The organism is Pseudomonas sp. B6002, assembly GCF_013385985.1.
Lineage (GTDB): Bacteria > Pseudomonadota > Gammaproteobacteria > Pseudomonadales > Pseudomonadaceae > Aquipseudomonas.
The window spans coordinates 179,245-197,186 of the sequence record NZ_JACAOY010000016.1 but is presented as its reverse complement, the minus strand read 5'-3'; the positions used below and the strand labels follow the sequence as shown (position 1 = coordinate 197,186).

17 protein-coding genes and 2 pseudogenes are annotated in these 17,942 nt (G+C 61.5%); 7 read left to right on the top strand and 12 right to left on the bottom strand.

What is annotated here, in order from left to right:
• Nucleotides 1-59: 59 nt before the first annotated feature.
• Nucleotides 60-1,082 (bottom strand): transporter, encoded by a 1,023-nt coding sequence (locus HX792_RS21630; RefSeq protein WP_176997992.1) that lies wholly within the window; start codon nucleotides 1,080-1,082, stop codon nucleotides 60-62.
• A gap of 264 nt (nucleotides 1,083-1,346) precedes the next feature.
• On the opposite strand from HX792_RS21630, the gene HX792_RS21625 reads away from it, so the two are divergent.
• Nucleotides 1,347-2,975, top strand: coding sequence for a methyl-accepting chemotaxis protein (locus tag HX792_RS21625; protein ID WP_176997991.1), 1,629 nt, complete (start codon nucleotides 1,347-1,349; stop codon nucleotides 2,973-2,975).
• On the opposite strand, the gene HX792_RS21620 is transcribed toward HX792_RS21625, so the two are convergent.
• A complete protein-coding gene (locus HX792_RS21620; RefSeq protein WP_176997990.1) occupies nucleotides 2,976-4,148 on the bottom strand; it encodes a GAF domain-containing sensor histidine kinase in 1,173 nt (390 codons plus the stop codon). It lies immediately after the preceding gene.
• Nucleotides 4,149-4,345: 197 nt separating this feature from the next.
• The gene (locus tag HX792_RS21615; RefSeq protein WP_176997989.1) at nucleotides 4,346-4,651 is read right to left on the bottom strand and encodes a PepSY domain-containing protein; all 306 of its coding nucleotides are present in this window, start codon (nucleotides 4,649-4,651) and stop codon (nucleotides 4,346-4,348) included.
• 154 nt (nucleotides 4,652-4,805) lie between these two features.
• On the opposite strand from HX792_RS21615, the gene HX792_RS21610 reads away from it, so the two are divergent.
• Complete coding sequence (locus tag HX792_RS21610) at nucleotides 4,806-5,669, top strand: sterol desaturase family protein (protein ID WP_176997988.1); 864 nt, start codon at nucleotides 4,806-4,808, stop codon at nucleotides 5,667-5,669.
• Here the strand turns inward: HX792_RS21610 and HX792_RS21605 are convergent.
• Complete coding sequence (locus HX792_RS21605; RefSeq protein WP_176997987.1) at nucleotides 5,661-6,338, bottom strand: AraC family transcriptional regulator; 678 nt, start codon at nucleotides 6,336-6,338, stop codon at nucleotides 5,661-5,663. The two genes, HX792_RS21610 and HX792_RS21605, sit on opposite strands and share 9 nt — an antisense overlap.
• The gene (locus tag HX792_RS21600; protein ID WP_176997986.1) at nucleotides 6,339-7,466 is read right to left on the bottom strand and encodes a glycerophosphodiester phosphodiesterase; all 1,128 of its coding nucleotides are present in this window, start codon (nucleotides 7,464-7,466) and stop codon (nucleotides 6,339-6,341) included.
• A 232-nt stretch (nucleotides 7,467-7,698) separates the two neighbouring features.
• On the opposite strand from HX792_RS21600, the gene HX792_RS21595 reads away from it, so the two are divergent.
• Nucleotides 7,699-8,022, top strand: coding sequence for a DUF2025 family protein (locus HX792_RS21595; RefSeq protein WP_176997985.1), 324 nt, complete (start codon nucleotides 7,699-7,701; stop codon nucleotides 8,020-8,022).
• Nucleotides 8,023-8,086: 64 nt separating this feature from the next.
• Here the strand turns inward: HX792_RS21595 and HX792_RS21590 are convergent, their stop codons facing one another.
• Complete coding sequence (locus tag HX792_RS21590; protein WP_176997984.1) at nucleotides 8,087-8,410, bottom strand: antibiotic biosynthesis monooxygenase; 324 nt, start codon at nucleotides 8,408-8,410, stop codon at nucleotides 8,087-8,089.
• Nucleotides 8,407-9,114 carry a CTP synthase gene (locus tag HX792_RS21585; RefSeq protein ID WP_176997983.1) on the bottom strand — a complete coding sequence of 236 codons (708 nt, stop codon included), beginning with the start codon at nucleotides 9,112-9,114 and terminating at the stop codon, nucleotides 8,407-8,409. The genes HX792_RS21590 and HX792_RS21585 overlap by 4 nt, the downstream gene beginning before the upstream one ends.
• An 80-nt stretch (nucleotides 9,115-9,194) precedes the next feature.
• Here HX792_RS21585 and HX792_RS21580 point away from each other — a divergent pair, with 80 nt between their 5' ends.
• The gene (locus HX792_RS21580) at nucleotides 9,195-10,076 is read left to right on the top strand and encodes a LysR family transcriptional regulator (RefSeq protein WP_176998022.1); all 882 of its coding nucleotides are present in this window, start codon (nucleotides 9,195-9,197) and stop codon (nucleotides 10,074-10,076) included.
• 100 nt (nucleotides 10,077-10,176) lie between these two features.
• On the opposite strand, the gene HX792_RS21575 is transcribed toward HX792_RS21580, so the two are convergent.
• From HX792_RS21575 to HX792_RS21560, 5 genes and pseudogenes are all read right to left on the bottom strand, one after another.
• Complete coding sequence (locus HX792_RS21575) at nucleotides 10,177-10,695, bottom strand: DUF1003 domain-containing protein (RefSeq protein WP_176997982.1); 519 nt, start codon at nucleotides 10,693-10,695, stop codon at nucleotides 10,177-10,179.
• A 76-nt stretch (nucleotides 10,696-10,771) separates the two neighbouring features.
• Nucleotides 10,772-11,206: pseudogene (locus tag HX792_RS30695) on the bottom strand (methyl-accepting chemotaxis protein); the annotation flags it as partial.
• Nucleotides 11,207-11,320: 114 nt separating this feature from the next.
• A pseudogene (locus HX792_RS30690) lies at nucleotides 11,321-12,091 on the bottom strand (PAS domain-containing protein); the annotation flags it as partial.
• Between the two features lie 261 nt (nucleotides 12,092-12,352).
• A complete protein-coding gene (locus HX792_RS21565) occupies nucleotides 12,353-13,411 on the bottom strand; it encodes a diguanylate cyclase (RefSeq protein ID WP_176997981.1) in 1,059 nt (352 codons plus the stop codon).
• Between the two features lie 192 nt (nucleotides 13,412-13,603).
• A complete protein-coding gene (locus tag HX792_RS21560; protein ID WP_176997980.1) occupies nucleotides 13,604-14,230 on the bottom strand; it encodes a TetR/AcrR family transcriptional regulator in 627 nt (208 codons plus the stop codon).
• A 140-nt stretch (nucleotides 14,231-14,370) separates the two neighbouring features.
• Between HX792_RS21560 and HX792_RS21555 the strand changes: the two genes are divergently transcribed.
• From HX792_RS21555 to HX792_RS21545, 3 genes are all read left to right on the top strand, one after another.
• Nucleotides 14,371-15,429, top strand: a complete 1,059-nt coding sequence (locus tag HX792_RS21555; RefSeq protein ID WP_176997979.1) for an MBL fold metallo-hydrolase — start codon at nucleotides 14,371-14,373, stop codon at nucleotides 15,427-15,429.
• A 109-nt stretch (nucleotides 15,430-15,538) separates the two neighbouring features.
• Nucleotides 15,539-16,267 carry a hypothetical protein gene (locus tag HX792_RS21550; RefSeq protein ID WP_176997978.1) on the top strand — a complete coding sequence of 243 codons (729 nt, stop codon included), beginning with the start codon at nucleotides 15,539-15,541 and terminating at the stop codon, nucleotides 16,265-16,267.
• Between the two features lie 141 nt (nucleotides 16,268-16,408).
• The gene (locus HX792_RS21545) at nucleotides 16,409-17,935 is read left to right on the top strand and encodes an amidase family protein (protein ID WP_176997977.1); all 1,527 of its coding nucleotides are present in this window, start codon (nucleotides 16,409-16,411) and stop codon (nucleotides 17,933-17,935) included.
• Nucleotides 17,936-17,942 lie beyond the last annotated feature (7 nt).

Genomic DNA, 17,942 nt, shown 5'->3' with positions numbered 1-17,942 from the left:
AAGTCGAATCGTCGCACCGCAGCTCCCACAGTAGATTTCATTTCAGGTGGAGATTAGGGTCAGTAGTCTTTGCGTTTGCGGAACGCCCAGCGCCCGGCAATCAAGGTGAACGTCGCCACCAACGCCACCAGGATCCAGAAGCCTTCCGGGTCGGTGGAGAGCGGCACGCCGCCCACGTTCATGCCAAAAAAGCCGGCAATGATGTTGATCGGCAGCGCCAGCACCGTCACCACGGTGAGGGTGAACAGCGTGCGGTTGCTTTGTTCGTTGAGGTTGGCGGCGATCTCTTCCTGCAACAACTTGATTCGTTCGCCCAGGGCCATCAGGTCGTTGATGATCAGCGCAAACTCCTCGGTGGACTTGCGCAACTCCTTCACGTCTTCCTTTTGCAGCCATTGCGGCGGGCGGTTGAGCAGGCGCAGCAGCGAGCCCGGCTCCAGCGCCAGCAGGCGTTGCAGGCGCACCAGCACCCGGCGTGCGGCGCCCAGTTCGGCGCGGTTGGTGGACAGCCGTGAAGACAGCAACTGGTCTTCGATATGGTCGACGCTGATGCTGGTCTTGCGCACGATCTGGGTCAGCACTTCGCCCTGGTCGCGCAGCAGGTGCACCAGCAGTTCCAGCGGCGAGCGGAAGCGTTCACCGGCCTTGACCGACGAGCGCAATTTATCCACCGAGTGCAGCGGTTGCAGGCGCGCGCTGACCAGCAAGCGGCTGCGGGCGCACACCCACAGCGTGGAAATGTCCGACGAGACCATGCTGCTGAAGTTGAACACCACGTCGTTGACCACCGCCAGCAAGGCTGCGTCAACGTGTTCGATCCGGGTGGAGCGCGAGCCTTCGTGCAGGGCTTCGAAAAACTCGTCCGGCAGCGACAGGTGGGTCTTCATCCAGCGCTCGCAGGCAGCGTGGGCCAGGTTCAGGTGCAACCAGAGGAACTCCTCCGGATCTTGCGGCGCCTTGAGGGCCGCCAGCGCCGTGGCCGAATCGATCTGCTCGCCCTTTTCACCGGGCCGAAAACGAAAACCGTAAAGCAGGCCAAACAGATCGGGATCTTGATGGCCGTGGTCGATGCTGTGGTTCATGGAGGCTCGCAGAGAAAGCGCCTGTAGGACGTTTCACAGGTTCGCGTGGGCGAATCATTGCAAGGAGATTTGACAGTTTTGTGACGTTTTGTGATTTATTTCGTTGCGGTGACATTTTCTTGACCGTTTGTCAGGAACCGTTCAAGAAGCCTCTGGCACGGCCGATTCAGGGCACTAAGAACCGCTGTGGATGGGCGGTGCCTTTGACGACAGGGAAGTTACGGCGTGCATGCACCCTTTTCCTTGTATCGAGGCTTTTCCCCGATGAATGTTTTGCGAACCTCCTTGAGAGCACAAATCCTGTCGCTGCTCGGTGGCAGCCTGCTGGCGATGTTGTTGATCGCCCTGGCGTGTTTCAACTTCCTGTCCAACGGGGTTCAGAGTTATCGCAGTTTGATCGACGGGCCGTTGCTCACCTCACAGCTGATTGATGAAGCCAACCTGCAATTCAAGGTGCAGGTGCAGGAGTGGAAAAACGTCCTGCTGCGCGGCAAGCAGCCCCAGGACATGGAGAAATACTGGGGCCAGTTCCAGGACCGCCAGCGCGACGTGCAAGGCATCCTCACCCGCCTGGTTACACAGACCCAAAACGACCCGACGCTGAGCCGACGGATCGACACCCTGCGCCAGGAACACCAGCAACTGGGGCTGGCCTACCAGAAGGGCCGTGACGCCTATGTGGCCGCCGGTGGCGACCCGACGGCAGGTGACAATGCGGTCAAGGGCGTGGACCGCGCCGCCAGCGATCAGATGAGCGCGCTGGTCAGCGACTTGCGTGCCCAGGGCAGCCAGCAATCCTTGGCCATCAGCGCCTATGCCGAGCGCACGGTGCTGGTGGGCCTGGCGATCATGCTGCTGTCCGGCGCCGCGATTGGCGTGTTCAGCCTGTTTTTGATCAACCGCAACCTGATCCTGCCGATCCGTGGCTTGATCGACTACGTGACGCAATTGAGCCATGGCCGTTTCGCCGAGCGCGTGGCCAGCCGCCGCCAGGATGAGCTGGGCCACCTGGCCGCTGCCGCGAATACCCTGCGCGATTTTCTTGCCGAAACCTTCAGCCGTTTGCAGCGCAGCGCCACTGACCTGGTCAGCGCCAGCGGCGAGCTGAATTCCATCGCCGGGCAAATGGCGACCGGCACCCACGATCAATTCAGTCGCACCGACCAGGTGGCCACGGCCATGACCGAAATGTCGGCCACTGCCCAGGAAGTCGCGCGCCACGCCGCCAGTGCTTCGCGCGCGGCCGATGAGGCTGACCAGTCGGCCCGTGAAGGCGGCGAGGTGATGCAAGTCACCATCGCCACCATCGGCCAGATGCGCAATGAAATCCTCAACACCGGCACCATCATCCGCCGCCTGGAAACCGACAGCGTGCGCATCGGCAAAGTGCTCGAAGTGATTCGCGGGATTGCCGAACAAACCAACCTGCTGGCGCTCAACGCAGCCATCGAGGCCGCCCGGGCAGGCGAAGCCGGGCGCGGGTTTGCGGTGGTGGCCGATGAAGTGCGCAGCCTGGCGCAACGCACGGCGGCGTCGATCATCGAGATCAACCAGATCATTCACGCGGTGCAAACCGGTGCGGTGGATGCGGCCGAGGCGATTGTCAGCGGCCAGTCGTGCAGCGATGACAGCGTGGCCAAGGTCACCCAGGCGGGCGCCATGCTCACGCACATCACCCAGGCCGTGGAGGCGATTCGCGACATGAACCGCCAGATCGCCACGGCGGCGGAAGAGCAGACCTCGGTGGCCGAAGACATTTCGCGCAACATCACGCAGATCACCACCGTGGCCACGGCCAACATGGACAACGTGCAGCGCACCGAGGCGGCCAGTCATAACCTGCGCGGGTTGTCTGGCGAGCTGAATGAACTCACCGCACGGCTGGGCGCCTGATCAGGCGATCGGCAGCCTGAAGCTGAACACCGTGCCGTACTGCTCGCTGGTGGTTACGCTCAGTTCACCGCCGTGGGCATCGGCAATCTGCTTGACGATGTAGAGCCCCAGGCCCAGCCCGGCCTGGGGCGTATCGGTGAGGGGGCGCGAGTAGGGCTGGAACAACCTGGGCAAGGCCTGCTCGCTGATCTGCCCGGCGTTCTTCACCGTCAGGGTCAGGTGCTGGTGTTCAACCTGCGCGCTGACGTACACCGGGCTGTGCCGGTGGCCATGGTGGATGGCATTGGCCACCAGGTTGGAGAGCAATTGCGCCAATCGATCACGGTCGCCGTGCACACCTTGCAGGTCACCGATGTCGGCATGGATCAAGCGCTGCGGGTGCACGCTTTGCACTTCGAGCACCACCTGATGCAAGGCGTCTTGCAAGTCCTGGCACTCGCTGCGGTGTAGCGGGATGCCGCTGCCCATGCGGCCTCGGGCAAAATCGAGCACGTCTTCAACCAACTGCGCTGCGCGCCGGCCGCTGGCGAGGATGTGCCTCACCAGTGGGTCAGTGGTGGCATTGGGGTGTTTGCGCAGCAAGCGTTCGGCACCGAAGTTGATGGCGAACAGCGGGTTGCGCAGGTCATGGCCGAGCACGGCAATGAACTGCTCGCGCAATTCGGCAGTGCCGCGCTCTTCCAACAGCTCGGCTTCGGTTTGTTGCTGGTTTTCTTCGGCTTCGATTTGCAGCGAGAGCAGGCGGGAGAACGATTCCATGGTCGACTGGATCGTACTGCTGCGCAGTTGCGCGGGGTTGGGGTCGAGGGCGCAGATCGTGCCGAAGAAGCGTCCGTCGGTGCGGAACACTGGCACGGAAATGTAGCTTTCAAACACGTAGAGGCGTGGGGTGTGGTGATTGCAATAGACCGGGTCTTCACTGGCCTTGTCGATCACGACGGACTCGTGGGAACCACGGATCTCATGGCAAATGGTGGTGGTCAGATCCAGCTCGCTGCCGACGCCGAGGCCGAATTCCAGTTGATCGAGTACGGCGCAGGCGGTCCAGTTGTCCTCGGTCACCCGGGCCACGGCGGCGAAGCGCAAGCCGGTCATGTCGCTGATGACTTTGAGCATCGCGGGTACGGCGCTGATGCGGCCAATGGTGGCAATGTCGGCGGCTTTCTGCCCCATGCAATACCTCCATGTGCAAGGCGGTGGTCTGTAGCAGGAAGTCTAGCGACCTTGCGTGCGCAAGTGTCATTTTTGTAGTGAGCGGGCTTGCCCCGCGCCGCGGTGTGTCAGGTTAACCGTGGCGCGGTGTGTCAGGTGGATTACGCCGCAGCATAAAAAAAACGCGCCATTTGGCGCGTTTTTTTTGGACGGGTAACTCAGGTGTCTTGCTTGTTTTCCAGCACTTCACCGGTCTTGGCGTCGAGCTTCACGTCCCACTTCACGTTGCTGGTGTCGCGCATTTCGACTTCGTAGACCAGGCGGCCAGCCTTGTCTTCCAGTTCGGTGTCGGTGATGGTCGCGCCAGCATGTTTGGCCAGGGCGGCGGCGTTGAGCTTCTCGAAGGGCATCACGGCGCCAGACTTGAGCAGGCTTGGAATCTGGTCCGGGCGCACGTCGGCCTGGGCCAGGCCGGCAGTCAGGGTCAGGGCGGTGGCGGCGAACAGGGCGGTCAGGGTTTTCATGGTGTGTGTCCTTCTTCGGTGAGTTGTTTAAGTGGGCTCAGGTTATCCAGCGCAACTTAATTCACCCTTAATTGATTCAAGCAGTTGCGCAGTTTGTTCAATCCACCGTTCGTGCTGGCTTTCATGCTGGGGGCTCACTTGAAGGGAGACTCGGATGAAAACGTGTGTGAGCTGGATCTATGCGCCACTGTTCCTGCTGGGGTTTATCGGCCTGGGCCTCTATTGGCCCGGCTGGCTGGTGCTGATATTCGTGGCGGCGGTGGCCGTGTCATTTCTGGCCGAGCAATGGCTGCCCTATGAACCGCAGTGGAACCGCAGCCTGGGGGACCGTCGGCGGGACACGTTGCATGCGCTGGTCAACGAAAGCCTGAACGCCCTGGGCCTGTTGATTCTGCCGGGGCTGACGGCGCTGCTGGCCTTCGACGGGATCTGGCCGCGTGGCTGGGCGCTGTGGGAGCAACTGCTGCTGGCGATTGTGTTGGCCGACGCCGGCATCACCTTGATGCATTACGCCAGTCACCGCATCGCCGCACTCTGGCGATTGCACGCGGTGCATCACAGCGTGGAACGGCTCTATGGCTTTAACGGCTTGATGAAACATCCCTTGCACCAGATGCTCGAAGCGACGGCAGGCCTGCTGCCGTTGATCCTGATGGGCATTCCGCTGGCGGTGGCGCAGTTGTTGGCCCTGGCCATCGCCCTTCAACTGTTGTTGCAGCATTCCAACGTGGACATGCGCCTGGGGCCGTTGCGCTGGGTGTTTGCCTGGGCGCCGGTGCATCGCTTCCACCACATGAAATATGGCCGGGCCGGTGATGTGAATTTCGGCCTGTTTTTTAACCTGTGGGATTGGCTGCTGGGCACGGCGTTTTATCGCGAAGGCTATCGCATGGGGCCGGGTGACCTGGGCATCGGCAGCCGACCGGATTTTCCGGTGGCGTATGGCGCGCAATTGCGTGACCCGTTTATGAAGGTGCAGGCGGGCAAGGAGCCTGTGTTGCCGGAAGCGTTACGTTAAAAGCCGCACCTGCAACTGGCGCAACGCGGCGCCAGCGGTGACGCCGAACAGCTGCTTCATGGTGCGCGAAAAGTGCGCCGAGTCGGCAAAGCCTGCGCCGTGGGCGGCCTCGGTGAGGTTGCTGCCCGCCAGCGCCAAGTGCAGGGCCACGCGCAAACGTCGCCACAGCACCAGGCGTCGCACTGGCATACCCAGTTGATGGGTGAACAGGCGTTCCAGCTGGCTCAGCGACAGGTGCGCGGCTTCGGCCAGCACCTGGGCGCTGACCTTGCCAGTCAGATGCTGATCGAGGGTTTGCAGGGCACGCGTCAGGCGCGGGTCGTCGAGCGGTTGCCGGGGGAGCTGGCGCAGGTGGGTGTCGAGTGTTTCCAGCGATGGCTCGGTGAGTTCCAGCAATGACTGCAGGGGCTCGATCGCAAAAGCGACGGGTTCGGCGTACAGCACCAGCACTTCATCGTCGGCCTGGAGAATGGCGTGGGATTGGCGCGAAGGGATCAGCAGGCGATGGGCCGTTATCACACGGCCATCAAGGCTGACCGTGAACGGCCACCCTGGGCAAAACATCAATTGATGAGCGTAGTGCGCATGGGGCGCGGTGCGCCCCAGCTGGCCGAGGATCAGGCCGTAGTCATGCCCCAGCCACAGGCGGCCTGACCATTCGGGCTTCACTCAGTAGCCATTGTCCTTGAGCAGGTCCTGCACGCTCGACGACGGCCAGCGCTTGTAGAACTTCAGCAGTTCGGCGGCGCGGTTGGTGAAGATGCCGTCTACGCCGGCCTTCATGACTTTTTCGAAGTCCACCGGCTCGTCCACGGTGTACACGTGCACCAGCAGGCCCTTGTCGTGGGTCAGTTGGTTCATTTCAGGCTTCACCAGGTCGGTGTAGCTCTGGTCGCCATGGTTGGTCAGCTCGGCCGAGGGGCCGGTGCCGATCGCGCCGAGGCTCTTGGCCTCGTCTACCCATTTTTCGAACTCGGCGGCGTCCTTCGGCTCCTGCTTGGCGTAGTAGGCGGCCTTGGTTGCTTCGCCGGACTCGGCAAACGTTTGGGTGGATTTAGGCTCGATGCTGCCTGCGCCGACCCACAACAGCAGGATTTTCGGGGTGTTGGGCATTTCTTTCTGCAGCTCTTTCAAGCTGTCTTTTTCAAACGTTTGCAGCACCACGCGGCCCTTGCCCTGGCCGACGCCGGTGTTGCTCTTGCCCAGCTTGGACCCGGCAGAACTCAACCAGCCCTTGTCCAGCAGCTTGTTTTTCAGGTCGGCCTCGATGCCCGGGAATTGCTTGGGCTCTTTAGTCTCGATGTACAGGCCGGGTTTGTGCTGCGGGTTGCCTTCGGCGATCTTGATGATTTCGTCCAGACTCTGGATCTTCAGGCCGACGAACGCCGGGCGGGCGCGGTCCGGGTAGGCGGCGTTGAACCAGCTGCCGGCGTCCAGGGTGCGCAATTCGGCCCAGGTGAACTCGTTGGCCGGGGCGTCTTTGCGGTCCGGGAATTTGGTGGCCACGTCGGTGGTGCGCTGCAGGTTATTGTCGTGCAGGGCGAACAGCACGCCGTCCTTGCTGCGCTGCAGGTCCATTTCCAGGTAGTCGGCGCCCAGGTCGCGTGCGACCTTGTAGGCAGCAGCGGTGGACTCGGGCGCGTCGTAGGAGGCGCCACGGTGGGCAATAACGGCAGGGTACGGAATGCCTTCGTTTGTCGCCAGTTCAGCCGGGCTGATAGGGGCTTCAGCCTGTGCCTGGCCGAGGCCCAGCATCAGCGCGAGCAGCAAGGCGCTCTTGGTAAACGTGACAGGCATATGCGAAGTCCTTTCGTGGAGGTAACTTTGAGAAGGCGTCCTTTTTAACAATTGATTGCGAAAGGCGCTATCACCAAACCGACATTAACGTGCGCAGGCTCCATTTTTCTTGGTTTTTTTGTGCGTCGTTGCAGTAGGATTGGCCGAAGCCGCCCCGTTAGAGGGCGGTCATTCCTGCCACGCGTGTAAACCATCTTTCCAGTCCCAGTGGGACTTTTCAGTGAGGTTTACCATGCGCATCACGTCCGAACTCATCTGCCAGGCCGCCGACCGACTCCACGGTTTTGTCGGCCTGAACCGCAAGACCGGCCACTACATTGTGCGTTTCAGCGAAGATTCCTTCGGCATGGACGTGGCCGATGACGGCATCATCCCCACCGCCGAATTTGTCTGGCTACCGGCCGCCGATCACGCCATGACCTTGTCCCGCGAGCGCATTCAACTGCTGCTGGACCAGAACATCGACGACCGCATCAACATCACCGAGCCGTTGCGGGTGTACATGCGGCGGGTGGAGATCCCGCAGATCAGTGCGCTGCGAAGTTTGGTGAGCTAGAGCGATATTTTCTCAAGGTACCTAAAACTCAAACTGTGGGAGCAGGCAAGCCAGCTCCCACATTTCAGCTTGCGTTGAAGCTGTAGACGCGTTCGACTTTGCACACGCGGGTTTGAAACGCCGAGTACCAGGTGGCGCGGCCTTTTTCGCGCACCGCCTGGTGCTCGGCCTGCTGCTTCCACGCCAGGATCGCCGCCTCGCTGTTCCAGTACGACACCGTGATCCCCAGGCCATCCTCCCGCGCCGACTCCACCCCAAGAAACCCCGGTTGTTCGCGGGCCAGTTCCAGCATGCGCGCCGCCGCCTGGCCGTAGCCGTTATCGCCCTCGCTGCGCAGCGAGCTGAAAATCACTGCGTAGTAGGGCGGGGCCGGTGTATTGGCAATCATGCTGACACCGCCTGGCAGGCCTTGAGCAGTGCAATCGCCAGGGGCGGTGTAATGCCCTTGAGCGCGGCGCGTTCGGGCTGGAACAGCGTGGCGACGAAAAACGGGTGGTCCAGCAGTTCCACGGCACGCAGGTCGCCGGCCGAGTCGTGCCCGCTGGGAATCAGGTCGCCTTCCAGTAGCGCGGCGGTGAATTCGGGGTTCATGCCGTAACGGCAGCGGTAGCCTTCCTGAAGGTCGAGCGTGCCGTAGGCTTCGGCGATGCGCGTGTAGGGCGCCAGGCGCACAGCGTCGGTCGCCTCCACCAACGCGCAGGTCAACGGCACGATCACCGCGCGTTTGGCATCGGGGGCTAATTCGCCATGCTCGGCGTCCGCCCAGCCCAGTGCGTTGCGGGCGTACTCCAGCACTGCATGTTGAAAACCGCCGCAGGTGCCGAGGAAAGGGTGCTTCTGTTCGCGAGCAAACCGGATGGCGCGCAAGGCGCCGTCGGTGTCGCGATAGGGGCTGGCGGGTACGCACCAGAAACCGTCGAAACCGTGCAAGGGGGCAGTGGACGTCAGTGTGTCGGTGTCCAGCCACTGGACATGAACGGTCACACCCAGTGCGTCTGCGGCTTGCTTCAGTGCCAGGGGAATGGCCTGGTGCGCGGTGACGCTGGGGTCGTGGTCGCCGATCAAGGCAATGTGCAGGGTGGTGGCTTTCATCAGGTACGTCCCATGGCTTGTTGTGTCCTGGGGCGCACTATAGATTGGCGTTCATGCAATCAAAATTGGCGTTTGCCCACATGCTCAATGCAGCCACGCACTATCAAATCGACTATCCCGACTTATCCTTGATCCTTGCCCTGGTGCGTGGCGGCACCCTGGCGCGGGCGGCGGCGTTGTTGCGGGTGGACGTGTCCACGGTGTTCCGCGCGGTGCGGCGGTTGGAGGCTTCGCTGGGCCAGACGCTGTTTGAAAAAAGCCGCGCCGGGTACCTGCCCACGAGCCTGGCCAGCAGCCTTGCACAGCAGGCCGAGCGGGCGGAGCAAGCGTTGGAGGCGGCGCGCATTGGCGTCGAACAGGGCGGTGAAGTGATCAGCGGCACGGTGCGCCTGACCTGCACTGACTCAGTGCTGCAGGGCTTGCTGCTGCCGGCGTTGGCGCAGTTCATGCCCGAGTACCCGGCGCTCACGCTGGAGCTGAGCACTTCCAACGATTTCGCCAACCTCAGCCGGCGCGACGCGGATATCGCCTTGCGCCTGACCAAGACCCCGCCCGAGCATCTGGTGGGGCGGTGCCTGGGCACTGTGACCTACCAGGTGTGCGCCAGCCCGGCGTTTGCGCATCAACATGCGGGCCGGGAATTGGCGGAACTGGCCTGGATCGCACCGGATGATTTTCTGCCTGATCACCCTACGGTGGTTTGGCGCCGCGAACACTTGCCCGGTGTGCGCCCCAGTTATCGCTGCAACAGCATGTTGTCGGTCACCGAACTGGTGCGCGGCGGCATGGGGGTGGCCGCATTGCCGGACTTTTTATTGGGGGATGACCTGCAACCGCTTGGCCCGGTATTGACTGGGCATGACACGGCGCTGTGGTTGCTTACGCGGCCTGATTGCCGGGCGCTGCGTTCGGTGGTGACGTTGTTTGATGAGCTGGCCCGGCACGTACGCGGTTCATTGTAGGGGCCGGCTTGCCGGCGATAGCGGTGTGCCAGGTCATCACGGAATGGCTGACCCATCGCAATCGCCGGCAAGCCGGCTCCTACAGGGGATTGCGGTGTGCTCAGGGTTTGCGCACAAACTGCTCATGCATCTCGCAGGTCAGGGTTTCGATGCGTTCGGTCAGTTGCTTGGTCATTTCCGTCAGGCGGGTGTTCTGTTCCAGCAGTTCCAGCAACTGTTTGGTGGTCTGCGCCGCTTGGGCCTGGCGTTCGGTGTTGGCGATGGCCAGGGCTTCACGGTGTTGTGCGTCAGCATCGGACTGGGCCTTGTCGCGGGCGGCCTGGCGGGTCTGGGCCAGCAGGATCAGCGGCGCGGCGTAGGCCGATTGCAGGCTGAATGCCAGATTGAGCAGGATGAACGGGTACACGTCAAAGTGCGTGATGCCGGTCATGTTCAGCACCACCCACAGCACCACGATCGCGGTTTGCGCGCCAAGGAAGGTGGGGGTGCCAAAGAAGCGTGCGAAGGCTTCGGCCTTGAGCGCGAAGGTGTCGTTGCCAAAGGTGGGCGCCAGGTGGGCGTGGCCTCGGTGGAAACGCAGGTGGTCGACGGGGGCGGTGTCTGGCTTGTCGGGGGTCATGGCGGGCTCGAATCCTTAGCGTGAAGACAGTTCGCACTATAGACCGGGCCCCCGGGCCAGACACATGAAGATCGGGTCAGTTGTTGCCCCGTTCGTTGGCAAACGCGCTCACCGCCTGCACGGCCTCGCTGGTGCCTTCGCGGATCTGCAGGATCACCGTGCCGGCGCGGTTGGCCAACTCCACGCCTTGCGCGGCGCGGTCGCGGGTGCCGTCCATGCTGTCGATGGCTTGGCGGGTTTCATCCTGGATCATCGCGATCATGCTGGAAATTTCCGCCGTCGACCCGCTGGTGCGCGCCGCCAGTTGCCGCACCTCATCGGCCACCACCGCAAAGCCACGGCCTTGTTCGCCGGCGCGGGCGGCTTCGATGGCGGCATTGAGGGCCAGCAGGTTGGTCTGGTCGGCAATGCCACGGATGGTATTGACGATGGCGGTGATCTGCTGCGAACGCTCGCCCAGTTTGGCGATCAGCTGCGAGGAACCGTCGATGTCGGCGGCAATGTCGCGCATGCCGCTGGCGGTTTGCTGGATCACGTCAGCGCCTTTTTCGGCGATGTCCCGAGTGTTGAGTGAGATGTGATAGGCCTGGGCCGCGCTTTGGGCGTCGGCAGCATGTTGTTGCACGCGGGCCGTCACGTCGGAGGCGAACTTCACCACTTTGCACAGGCGCCCGCTGGCGTCGTATACCGGGTTGTAGTTGGCTTCCAGCCACACGGTCTGGCCGTGTTTATCGACGCGCTCGAACTGGCCGTTGAACAGCTCGCCCTGGTTCAAGCGTTTCCAGAAGTCGCTGTAGGCGGTGCTGTTGGCCAGTTCGGGCTTGCAGAACAGACGGTGATGCTGGCCCTGGATCTGCGCCAGGCTGTAGCCCATGCGCTGAAGGAAATTCGCGTTGGCCGTGAGGATGGTGCCGTCGAGGTTGAACTCGATCACCGCCATGGCCCGGTCGATGGCGCCAAGCTTCGCGTTGGCTTCGCTTTCGGCCTGCAGGCGCGGGGTGACGTCCATGGCGTACTTCACCACTTTGATTACTTGGCCTGCGTCGTCGCGTACCGGGTTGTAGCTGGCTTCCAGCCACACCGACTGACCGTCGCCGGCCACCCGTTCAAAGGTGCCGGACTGGAACTGGCCGTTACGCAGTTGCGTCCACAGCTGGTTGTACTCGGCGCTGCGGGCAAAGGCGGGCGTGCAGAACATCCGATGGTGCTGGCCCAGGATCTGCTCGGCGCGGTAGCCCAGGGTCTTGAGGAAGTTGTCGTTGGCCCGCAACACGTTGCCGTGCAGGTCGAATTCGATCACCGCCATGGAGCGCTCGATGGCCTCCAGCAGGCTGGTTTGCTGGGCGTTGGCTTGTTGCAGGGTACTGATGGTTTTCTTGTGGGCGTTGAATAGCATATTCGAGGGCTCGGGCAACCACGCGACTGAGGTATCCATGACGATCGCCTGCCCCCGTACGGCCCAAAGCCTTACGGTTGACGTGCTCATTGCCAGCTTCCTTGTGCTGACAGAGGGGGTGGAACAACGGGGTGAGAGTCGCGTGAGCTGTCAGAAGTTCTGCCCTTGGGCGGGGCTTTTCGCAGAAGGCGACCAGTGGCGGCATTATGCTATCGCCACGGGCGCGAGTCGGATAATTCAGACGAGATGTTGTAGGACGACTCAGGCCGAGTGAGCGACCGCATAGTCGCTGACATTCACCCGGTTGCGGCCGGTGTCCTTGGCGGCGTAGAGCGCACGGTCTGCGGCATTGAGCCAGTCCGCAGCATCGCTGAAGAAGGGCTGGAAATCCGCCAGGCCGATGCTCAGGCTCACGCGCAGCTCGGGGATCTGCGGGTTGCTGTAATTGCCGAATGTTTCGCGCATGTGTTCCATCACCTGCGCGGCTTCTTCGAGGGGCATTTGCGGAAGAATCACACAGAACTCGTCGCCACCGTAACGTCCGGCCAGGTCGTTTTCACGCAGGTGCAGGCGCAATTCCTGGCTCAGTTGTTTCAGCACTGCATCGCCGACGATATGCCCGTGGGTGTCGTTGATCTGCTTGAAGTGGTCGATGTCGATCAGGGCGATGGTGGCCTGGCCTTGTTGCTGCTGGCACTTGTGGAACTTGAGATTGAGCAGGTCTTTCCACGAGCCATGGTTGAGCAGGCCGGTGAGGCTGTCGATGCGGCTCAGGGCACTGAGGGCACGCTTGTGTTCCGACAGTTTGATCGCCAACTGGTAGCAGACCATGCCGATCGCCATCGGATACAGCGTCAGCATCGGCAGGCAGGTGTAGACCTGGGTCAGGCTGACGTTGGGGTTGAACTTGAACCCGAACAGCGCGCAGGCCACGACCATCCCCGCGCCTTGTGCCAGCAGCCCACGCAGGAACAGGCGCTTGCCGCCCGCCGCGACGTTGTTCATGGTCATCATCGACAGGATGGTCACGGTCGTCAGGGGGGTGAATTGCGTGGCTGCGGCCCAGAAACCGCCGAACAGCGAGTCATAAAGCAGATTGCGTTGCTCGGCCTGGTAGGGGAATTGTGAGCGGGCCGCGAGCTGGTAGGCCACGTGGGCCCACGCGTAGCCATTGAACAGCAGGAACGCCCACACCCAGCCTGGCATCGCCAATGGATATAAAGCGCCGCTGACACTGATGCAGCCGATACCCAGGCCGATGATCCTTGGCTTGTAGATACGCCTGGCAAATGAAAGCCCTTTGCCTTGTCTGTTTTCCATAGTGTCCTGGGGTCAGCTCTTTTTTTGCAGATACGACAGCGTGCGTCAGCGGTTAGAACCGTTGATCGGATAATAGGTGTGAATATTGTCAGTTATTCGCGTGGGAATAATCAGTGTCCTTCCAAGCCATTTGCCTTGCGCGCTGTGCGAATAGGCGAAAAACGACCTGGAATGTCGTTCCTGCAACAGGATTTACTGTGGGGAGGGCGTGCGCACTTCATAGCCGGCCAGGAACAGGTCGATCGCCGATTCAATCACGCCGGCCTGGCTGGCGGCATCGAGGGGCGGCTGGCCCAGGGTGATCTGTGGCCAGAACGCAAACGCCTTGAGCAGGCTTTGAATCTGATGGGCGGCAAAGGCCGGGTCGGTGCAGTTGAGCCGGCCATCTTCCTGCGCGGCCCGCACCCATTGGGTAAAGCCTTCCTCGCGCTTGCTCAGGCGAGTGACCATGTCCTGCGCACGTTCCGGCGAATGAATGGTAGCGGCAATCGCGACACGGGCGAGGTCGAGGAAGTTGGCGTCCGCCATCATCTGCATTTTTGCTTGCAGCAACCCGCGCAATTGGTCGCGCAGGGGGCGGTCGCTGGTGTAGCTGACGTCCAGTTGCGCAACGCTGCTGGCCCAGAGTTGGTGGAGGATTTCGGCGAACAACTCTTCTTTGCTGGGGAAGTGGTTGTAGACCGTACGTTTGGAAACGCCCGCCGTGGCGGCAATCTTGTCCATGCTGGTGACCTCGAACCCGTTCGCCCGAAACTCGGCGATGGCAGCGGCCACGATGGCTTCGCGTTTACGGTCGGTGAGGCGTAGGGGGGCAGTCATGGATAACATTCGGCTCTGAGAGGAAATTACACTCGGTAGTTTACTTGCTCCGGCTTTTGTTGCAATCTAGAAACTACACTGTGCAGTGTAACTCATGCGCACAGCGTAATTTGTGAGCGGACCCCAGGAGTCACTCTGCAATGGCCACGATTTCATCCCGTCTAGACCCTTCGCCTGCCGCGCTCAAACCCGCCGAGCAGGACCAAGGGCATTTCACCAACGATGCCCCCGTGCAGCATGGCGGCTTTGGCAAAACGTTGCGTATTTTCTGGAACATGCTGTTTAACAAGCCGCGTACCACTCGGCCTGTGGGCAACATTCCGGTGCAACCGCTGACGCGTGAGCAGCTGCTGGCAGCGCCGGATCACAGCGTGTTCCGCCTTGGGCATTCCACCGTGCTGCTGAAAATGCGCGGCAAATTCTGGGTGACCGACCCGGTATTTGCCGAGCGTGCCTCGCCCTTCAGCTGGGCTGGCCCCAAGCGTTTTCACCAGCCGCCCATCAGTCTTGAAGAATTGCCGGCACTGGAAGCGGTGATCCTTTCTCACAACCACTACGACCATCTTGACCGCAAGGCCGTGATTCAACTGGCCGATAAGACTCGTTACTTTCTGGCGCCCCTGGGCGTGGGCGACACCCTGGTCAAATGGGGCGTCGACGCGGCCAAGGTCCGCCAGTTGGATTGGTGGCAGGGCACCGAGGTGGATGGCATTCGTTTTGTCTCCACGCCTGCGCAGCATTTTTCCGGGCGTGGCCTGTTCGATGGCAACCAGACCTTGTGGTGCTCCTGGGTGATGATCGACGGTGCGCGGCGTATCTTCTTCAGTGGCGATACCGGTTATTTCGACGGTTTCAAACGTATCGGCGAGCAGTACGGGCCGTTTGATCTGACGCTGATGGAAACAGGTGCTTACAACGTCGATTGGCCCCATGTGCACATGCAGCCGGAGCAAACCCTGCAAGCGCACATCGATCTCAAGGGCCGTTGGTTGCTGCCGATTCACAACGGCACATTCGACCTGGCGTTTCACGCCTGGCATGAACCCTTCGACCGTATCATGGCGCTGGCGTGGGAGCGCAACGTGTCGATCACCACACCGGCAATGGGCCAGGCGTTCAGCTTGAACCAACCGGAGCGTGGCAGGGCATGGTGGCTGGAGGTGGAAAATCCGGGTGTGGAAGAGCGTGTAGCAGGCTGATCACGGCGCTCCAGGAAAAAAGGCAATTTCAAGGTGTTTCAGGCCTACGACAAGCGCCGGAAGAGGGTGCGATGATCCCCGGAAAGTCATTTTCCGGGGGCAGGTTCTGATGAATGAAGAATGTAAGAAATATTGGCGAGTGGGTCTGGCTTGCCGACCGGGGCAACCCCTGTCATCGACGATGGAGCACTCGTTAACGACTCCGGGCGCGCACGGGCTTTCAGGCGAAAGTGTTAGCCCAACTGCCATCGCCTTTGGTGTGCAAGCCAAGGGCTGCGTGCCCATTCCCGGGTATGACGCACCAGCGCTTCCTCTCAAACCTCCCCGTGACCCTTCGTTATCACTGATCGCCCTGAGTGGCGTCGACCCTTCCGGGCCGGTGATGGTGGAAGTACCTCTGGTGCAGAACAACACGACCTTTACGCCCTCACAGACCCTGGCAGACAGGCGTTTGGGATTTGCCGACCGCTGGGTGCGTGGTCATGAATATGAGCCGATCCAACACAGTGCCGCGTTCCTGAACGCGCTGGGCATCTTGCGTCGCGCTGGGGCGCAACTGGTGGCCGTGCCCGCCCAGCGGCCCGACGAAACCTTGCGCGTTACCCAACAGACTTACAACGAAATCGATGCCCATGTGAGCGAATATCGCTTGGACGCACTTGTGTCCGATAGCCACAACGCTGCGTTTCTTACGGCCTGTTGGAACGGGTATCCGCGTGTTGGCGAGCCATTGGGTGAGGGGCAGACATTGTGGTTCTACGGGACGCGCTGGTCCGGGGATGCGTTGGTGGCGGTAATGCAGACGTATCGCAGGGTTTGTTGTCTGTCAGACGTTTAGGGATAGCACACACACCGCAGTGAACAATCCCACGCATTGGACTATTCGCGTCTTGCAGCCGGGAAGGAGGAGCCTTTTTAGACTGGCACCCGGACCCACAGGGGCCCTTCGTTGTTTCTTACCCTTCCCGAGAGGTGCTTCATGTTTGGCATTAGTCCTGTTGTTGTCGGTGCATTTGTTCACCTCGCTGCTCTTTCAAAACGCCCCCTTACGCTTGCGGCGCCTCCCAAACCCGTGCCGCCTGGAACCGAGTACGCCAGTGTGAGTGAATTGCGCGAGCAAATGAGCAAGTCTGGCGCAATGACCTCGGTTGATCTGGTCTACCACCTGCAGGAACGTATTCGCCAGCAAAACCCCGAATTGAATGCCGTCATTGAGCTCAACCCCCACGCGCTGGAAGACGCGCGCAGGCTGGACCGTGAGCGTGCCGAGGGCAAGGTCCGCGGGCCTCTGCACGGCATCCCCGTCCTGATCAAAGACAACGTCGAGACAGAAAGCATGCAAACCAGCGCAGGGGCTTTTGGCCTGGTGGGGGAGGCAGCCGGCAAGAATGCACCGCTCGTCCAGTATTTGCTTGACCAGGGCGCGGTGATCATTGGTAAAACCAACCTGACTGAGCTGGCCGGGTTTCGCGGTGGTGCCGATGGCTGGAGCAGTCGTGGCGGGCAAACCCGTAACCCGCACCACCGCGATGCCGATGTTGGCGGGTCCAGCTCCGGATCGGCCGCAGCGGTTGCCGCCGGCCTGGCGCCCCTTGCGCTGGGGACAGAGACCAACGGTTCGATCATCGTGCCCGCGGCGCTCAATGGCGTGGTGGGGCTCAAGCCCAGCGTCGGCTTGCTGGACCGCAACGGCATTATCCCCGCCAGCCGTCATCAGGACGTGCCGGGGCCTATGGCGCGCTCGGTGTTCGATGTCGCGTTGATGCTCAATGCAATGTCAGGTCGTGACCCCAAGGATCCGGCCAGCGTCGGCGCCCCCGAACGTATCGACTACACCAAGGCGCTCGTTCCGGGAGCCTTGATCGGCAAACGCATTGGTTATCCCGCCCATTTTGTCGTGGCGGGCAAACTGGAACCGGTGGCTGACAGTGCACAGTTCACCCAGACCCTGAAGGTGCTCAAGGACGCGGGTGCGATCCTCGTGCCGGTAAATGTGCGAATAGCCGACGCCTCTGGGTACGGGGATTTGCTGTTCTCGGATGCGAAAGAAGAGATGAATACGTATTTGAGGCAGCGCTCCGGTTTGCCGGTCAAGTCGCTGACTGAACTGATCAAGTTCAACGACGAACGCGACGGGACAGAAACCGATCATCAGCCGACGCTGCGGCAGGTTGATGACTCGACCCTGACGCCTGAAGAGCGTGCGGCGAAATGGAGCGTATTGATCAAGGATTTTCGCGATGCGGTGGATCAGCCGATCGAACAGGAAAACCTGGATGCCATGGTGGCAGATTTCGAAACCGGTACTTACTTTGGCGTAGCCGCAGCAGGTTACCCGGGCATTGCTGTGCCCTCCGGTACCCATGAGGACGGACTGCCGACCAGCGCATACTTCTTCGGTACCCGCTGGTCTGAACCTGCGTTGCTGGCCGTGGCCCATGGCTATGAGCAGGCGGCCAAGACTTCTGTCAAACCGATGCGCCGGGCGTTGCAGCAGCAGGCTTGAGAATGAA

What these genes read in the sequence shown, in the direction of transcription:
- HX792_RS21565 (WP_176997981.1), bottom strand. Translation starts at nt 13,411, where the DNA reads ATGGAAAACAGACAAGGCAAAGGGCTTTCATTTGCCAGGCGTATCTAC.
- HX792_RS21545 (WP_176997977.1), top strand. Translation starts at nt 16,409, where the DNA reads ATGTTTGGCATTAGTCCTGTTGTTGTCGGTGCATTTGTTCACCTCGCT.
- HX792_RS21560 (WP_176997980.1), bottom strand. Translation starts at nt 14,230, where the DNA reads ATGACTGCCCCCCTACGCCTCACCGACCGTAAACGCGAAGCCATCGTG.
- HX792_RS21585 (WP_176997983.1), bottom strand. Translation starts at nt 9,114, where the DNA reads ATGAAAGCCACCACCCTGCACATTGCCTTGATCGGCGACCACGACCCC.
- HX792_RS21580 (WP_176998022.1), top strand. Translation starts at nt 9,195, where the DNA reads ATGCTCAATGCAGCCACGCACTATCAAATCGACTATCCCGACTTATCC.
- HX792_RS21625 (WP_176997991.1), top strand. Translation starts at nt 1,347, where the DNA reads ATGAATGTTTTGCGAACCTCCTTGAGAGCACAAATCCTGTCGCTGCTC.
- HX792_RS21600 (WP_176997986.1), bottom strand. Translation starts at nt 7,466, where the DNA reads ATGCCTGTCACGTTTACCAAGAGCGCCTTGCTGCTCGCGCTGATGCTG.
- HX792_RS21620 (WP_176997990.1), bottom strand. Translation starts at nt 4,148, where the DNA reads ATGGGGCAGAAAGCCGCCGACATTGCCACCATTGGCCGCATCAGCGCC.
- HX792_RS21595 (WP_176997985.1), top strand. Translation starts at nt 7,699, where the DNA reads ATGCGCATCACGTCCGAACTCATCTGCCAGGCCGCCGACCGACTCCAC.
- HX792_RS21615 (WP_176997989.1), bottom strand. Translation starts at nt 4,651, where the DNA reads ATGAAAACCCTGACCGCCCTGTTCGCCGCCACCGCCCTGACCCTGACT.
- HX792_RS21610 (WP_176997988.1), top strand. Translation starts at nt 4,806, where the DNA reads ATGAAAACGTGTGTGAGCTGGATCTATGCGCCACTGTTCCTGCTGGGG.
- HX792_RS21590 (WP_176997984.1), bottom strand. Translation starts at nt 8,410, where the DNA reads ATGATTGCCAATACACCGGCCCCGCCCTACTACGCAGTGATTTTCAGC.
- HX792_RS21630 (WP_176997992.1), bottom strand. Translation starts at nt 1,082, where the DNA reads ATGAACCACAGCATCGACCACGGCCATCAAGATCCCGATCTGTTTGGC.
- HX792_RS21555 (WP_176997979.1), top strand. Translation starts at nt 14,371, where the DNA reads ATGGCCACGATTTCATCCCGTCTAGACCCTTCGCCTGCCGCGCTCAAA.
- HX792_RS21550 (WP_176997978.1), top strand. Translation starts at nt 15,539, where the DNA reads ATGAATGAAGAATGTAAGAAATATTGGCGAGTGGGTCTGGCTTGCCGA.
- HX792_RS21575 (WP_176997982.1), bottom strand. Translation starts at nt 10,695, where the DNA reads ATGACCCCCGACAAGCCAGACACCGCCCCCGTCGACCACCTGCGTTTC.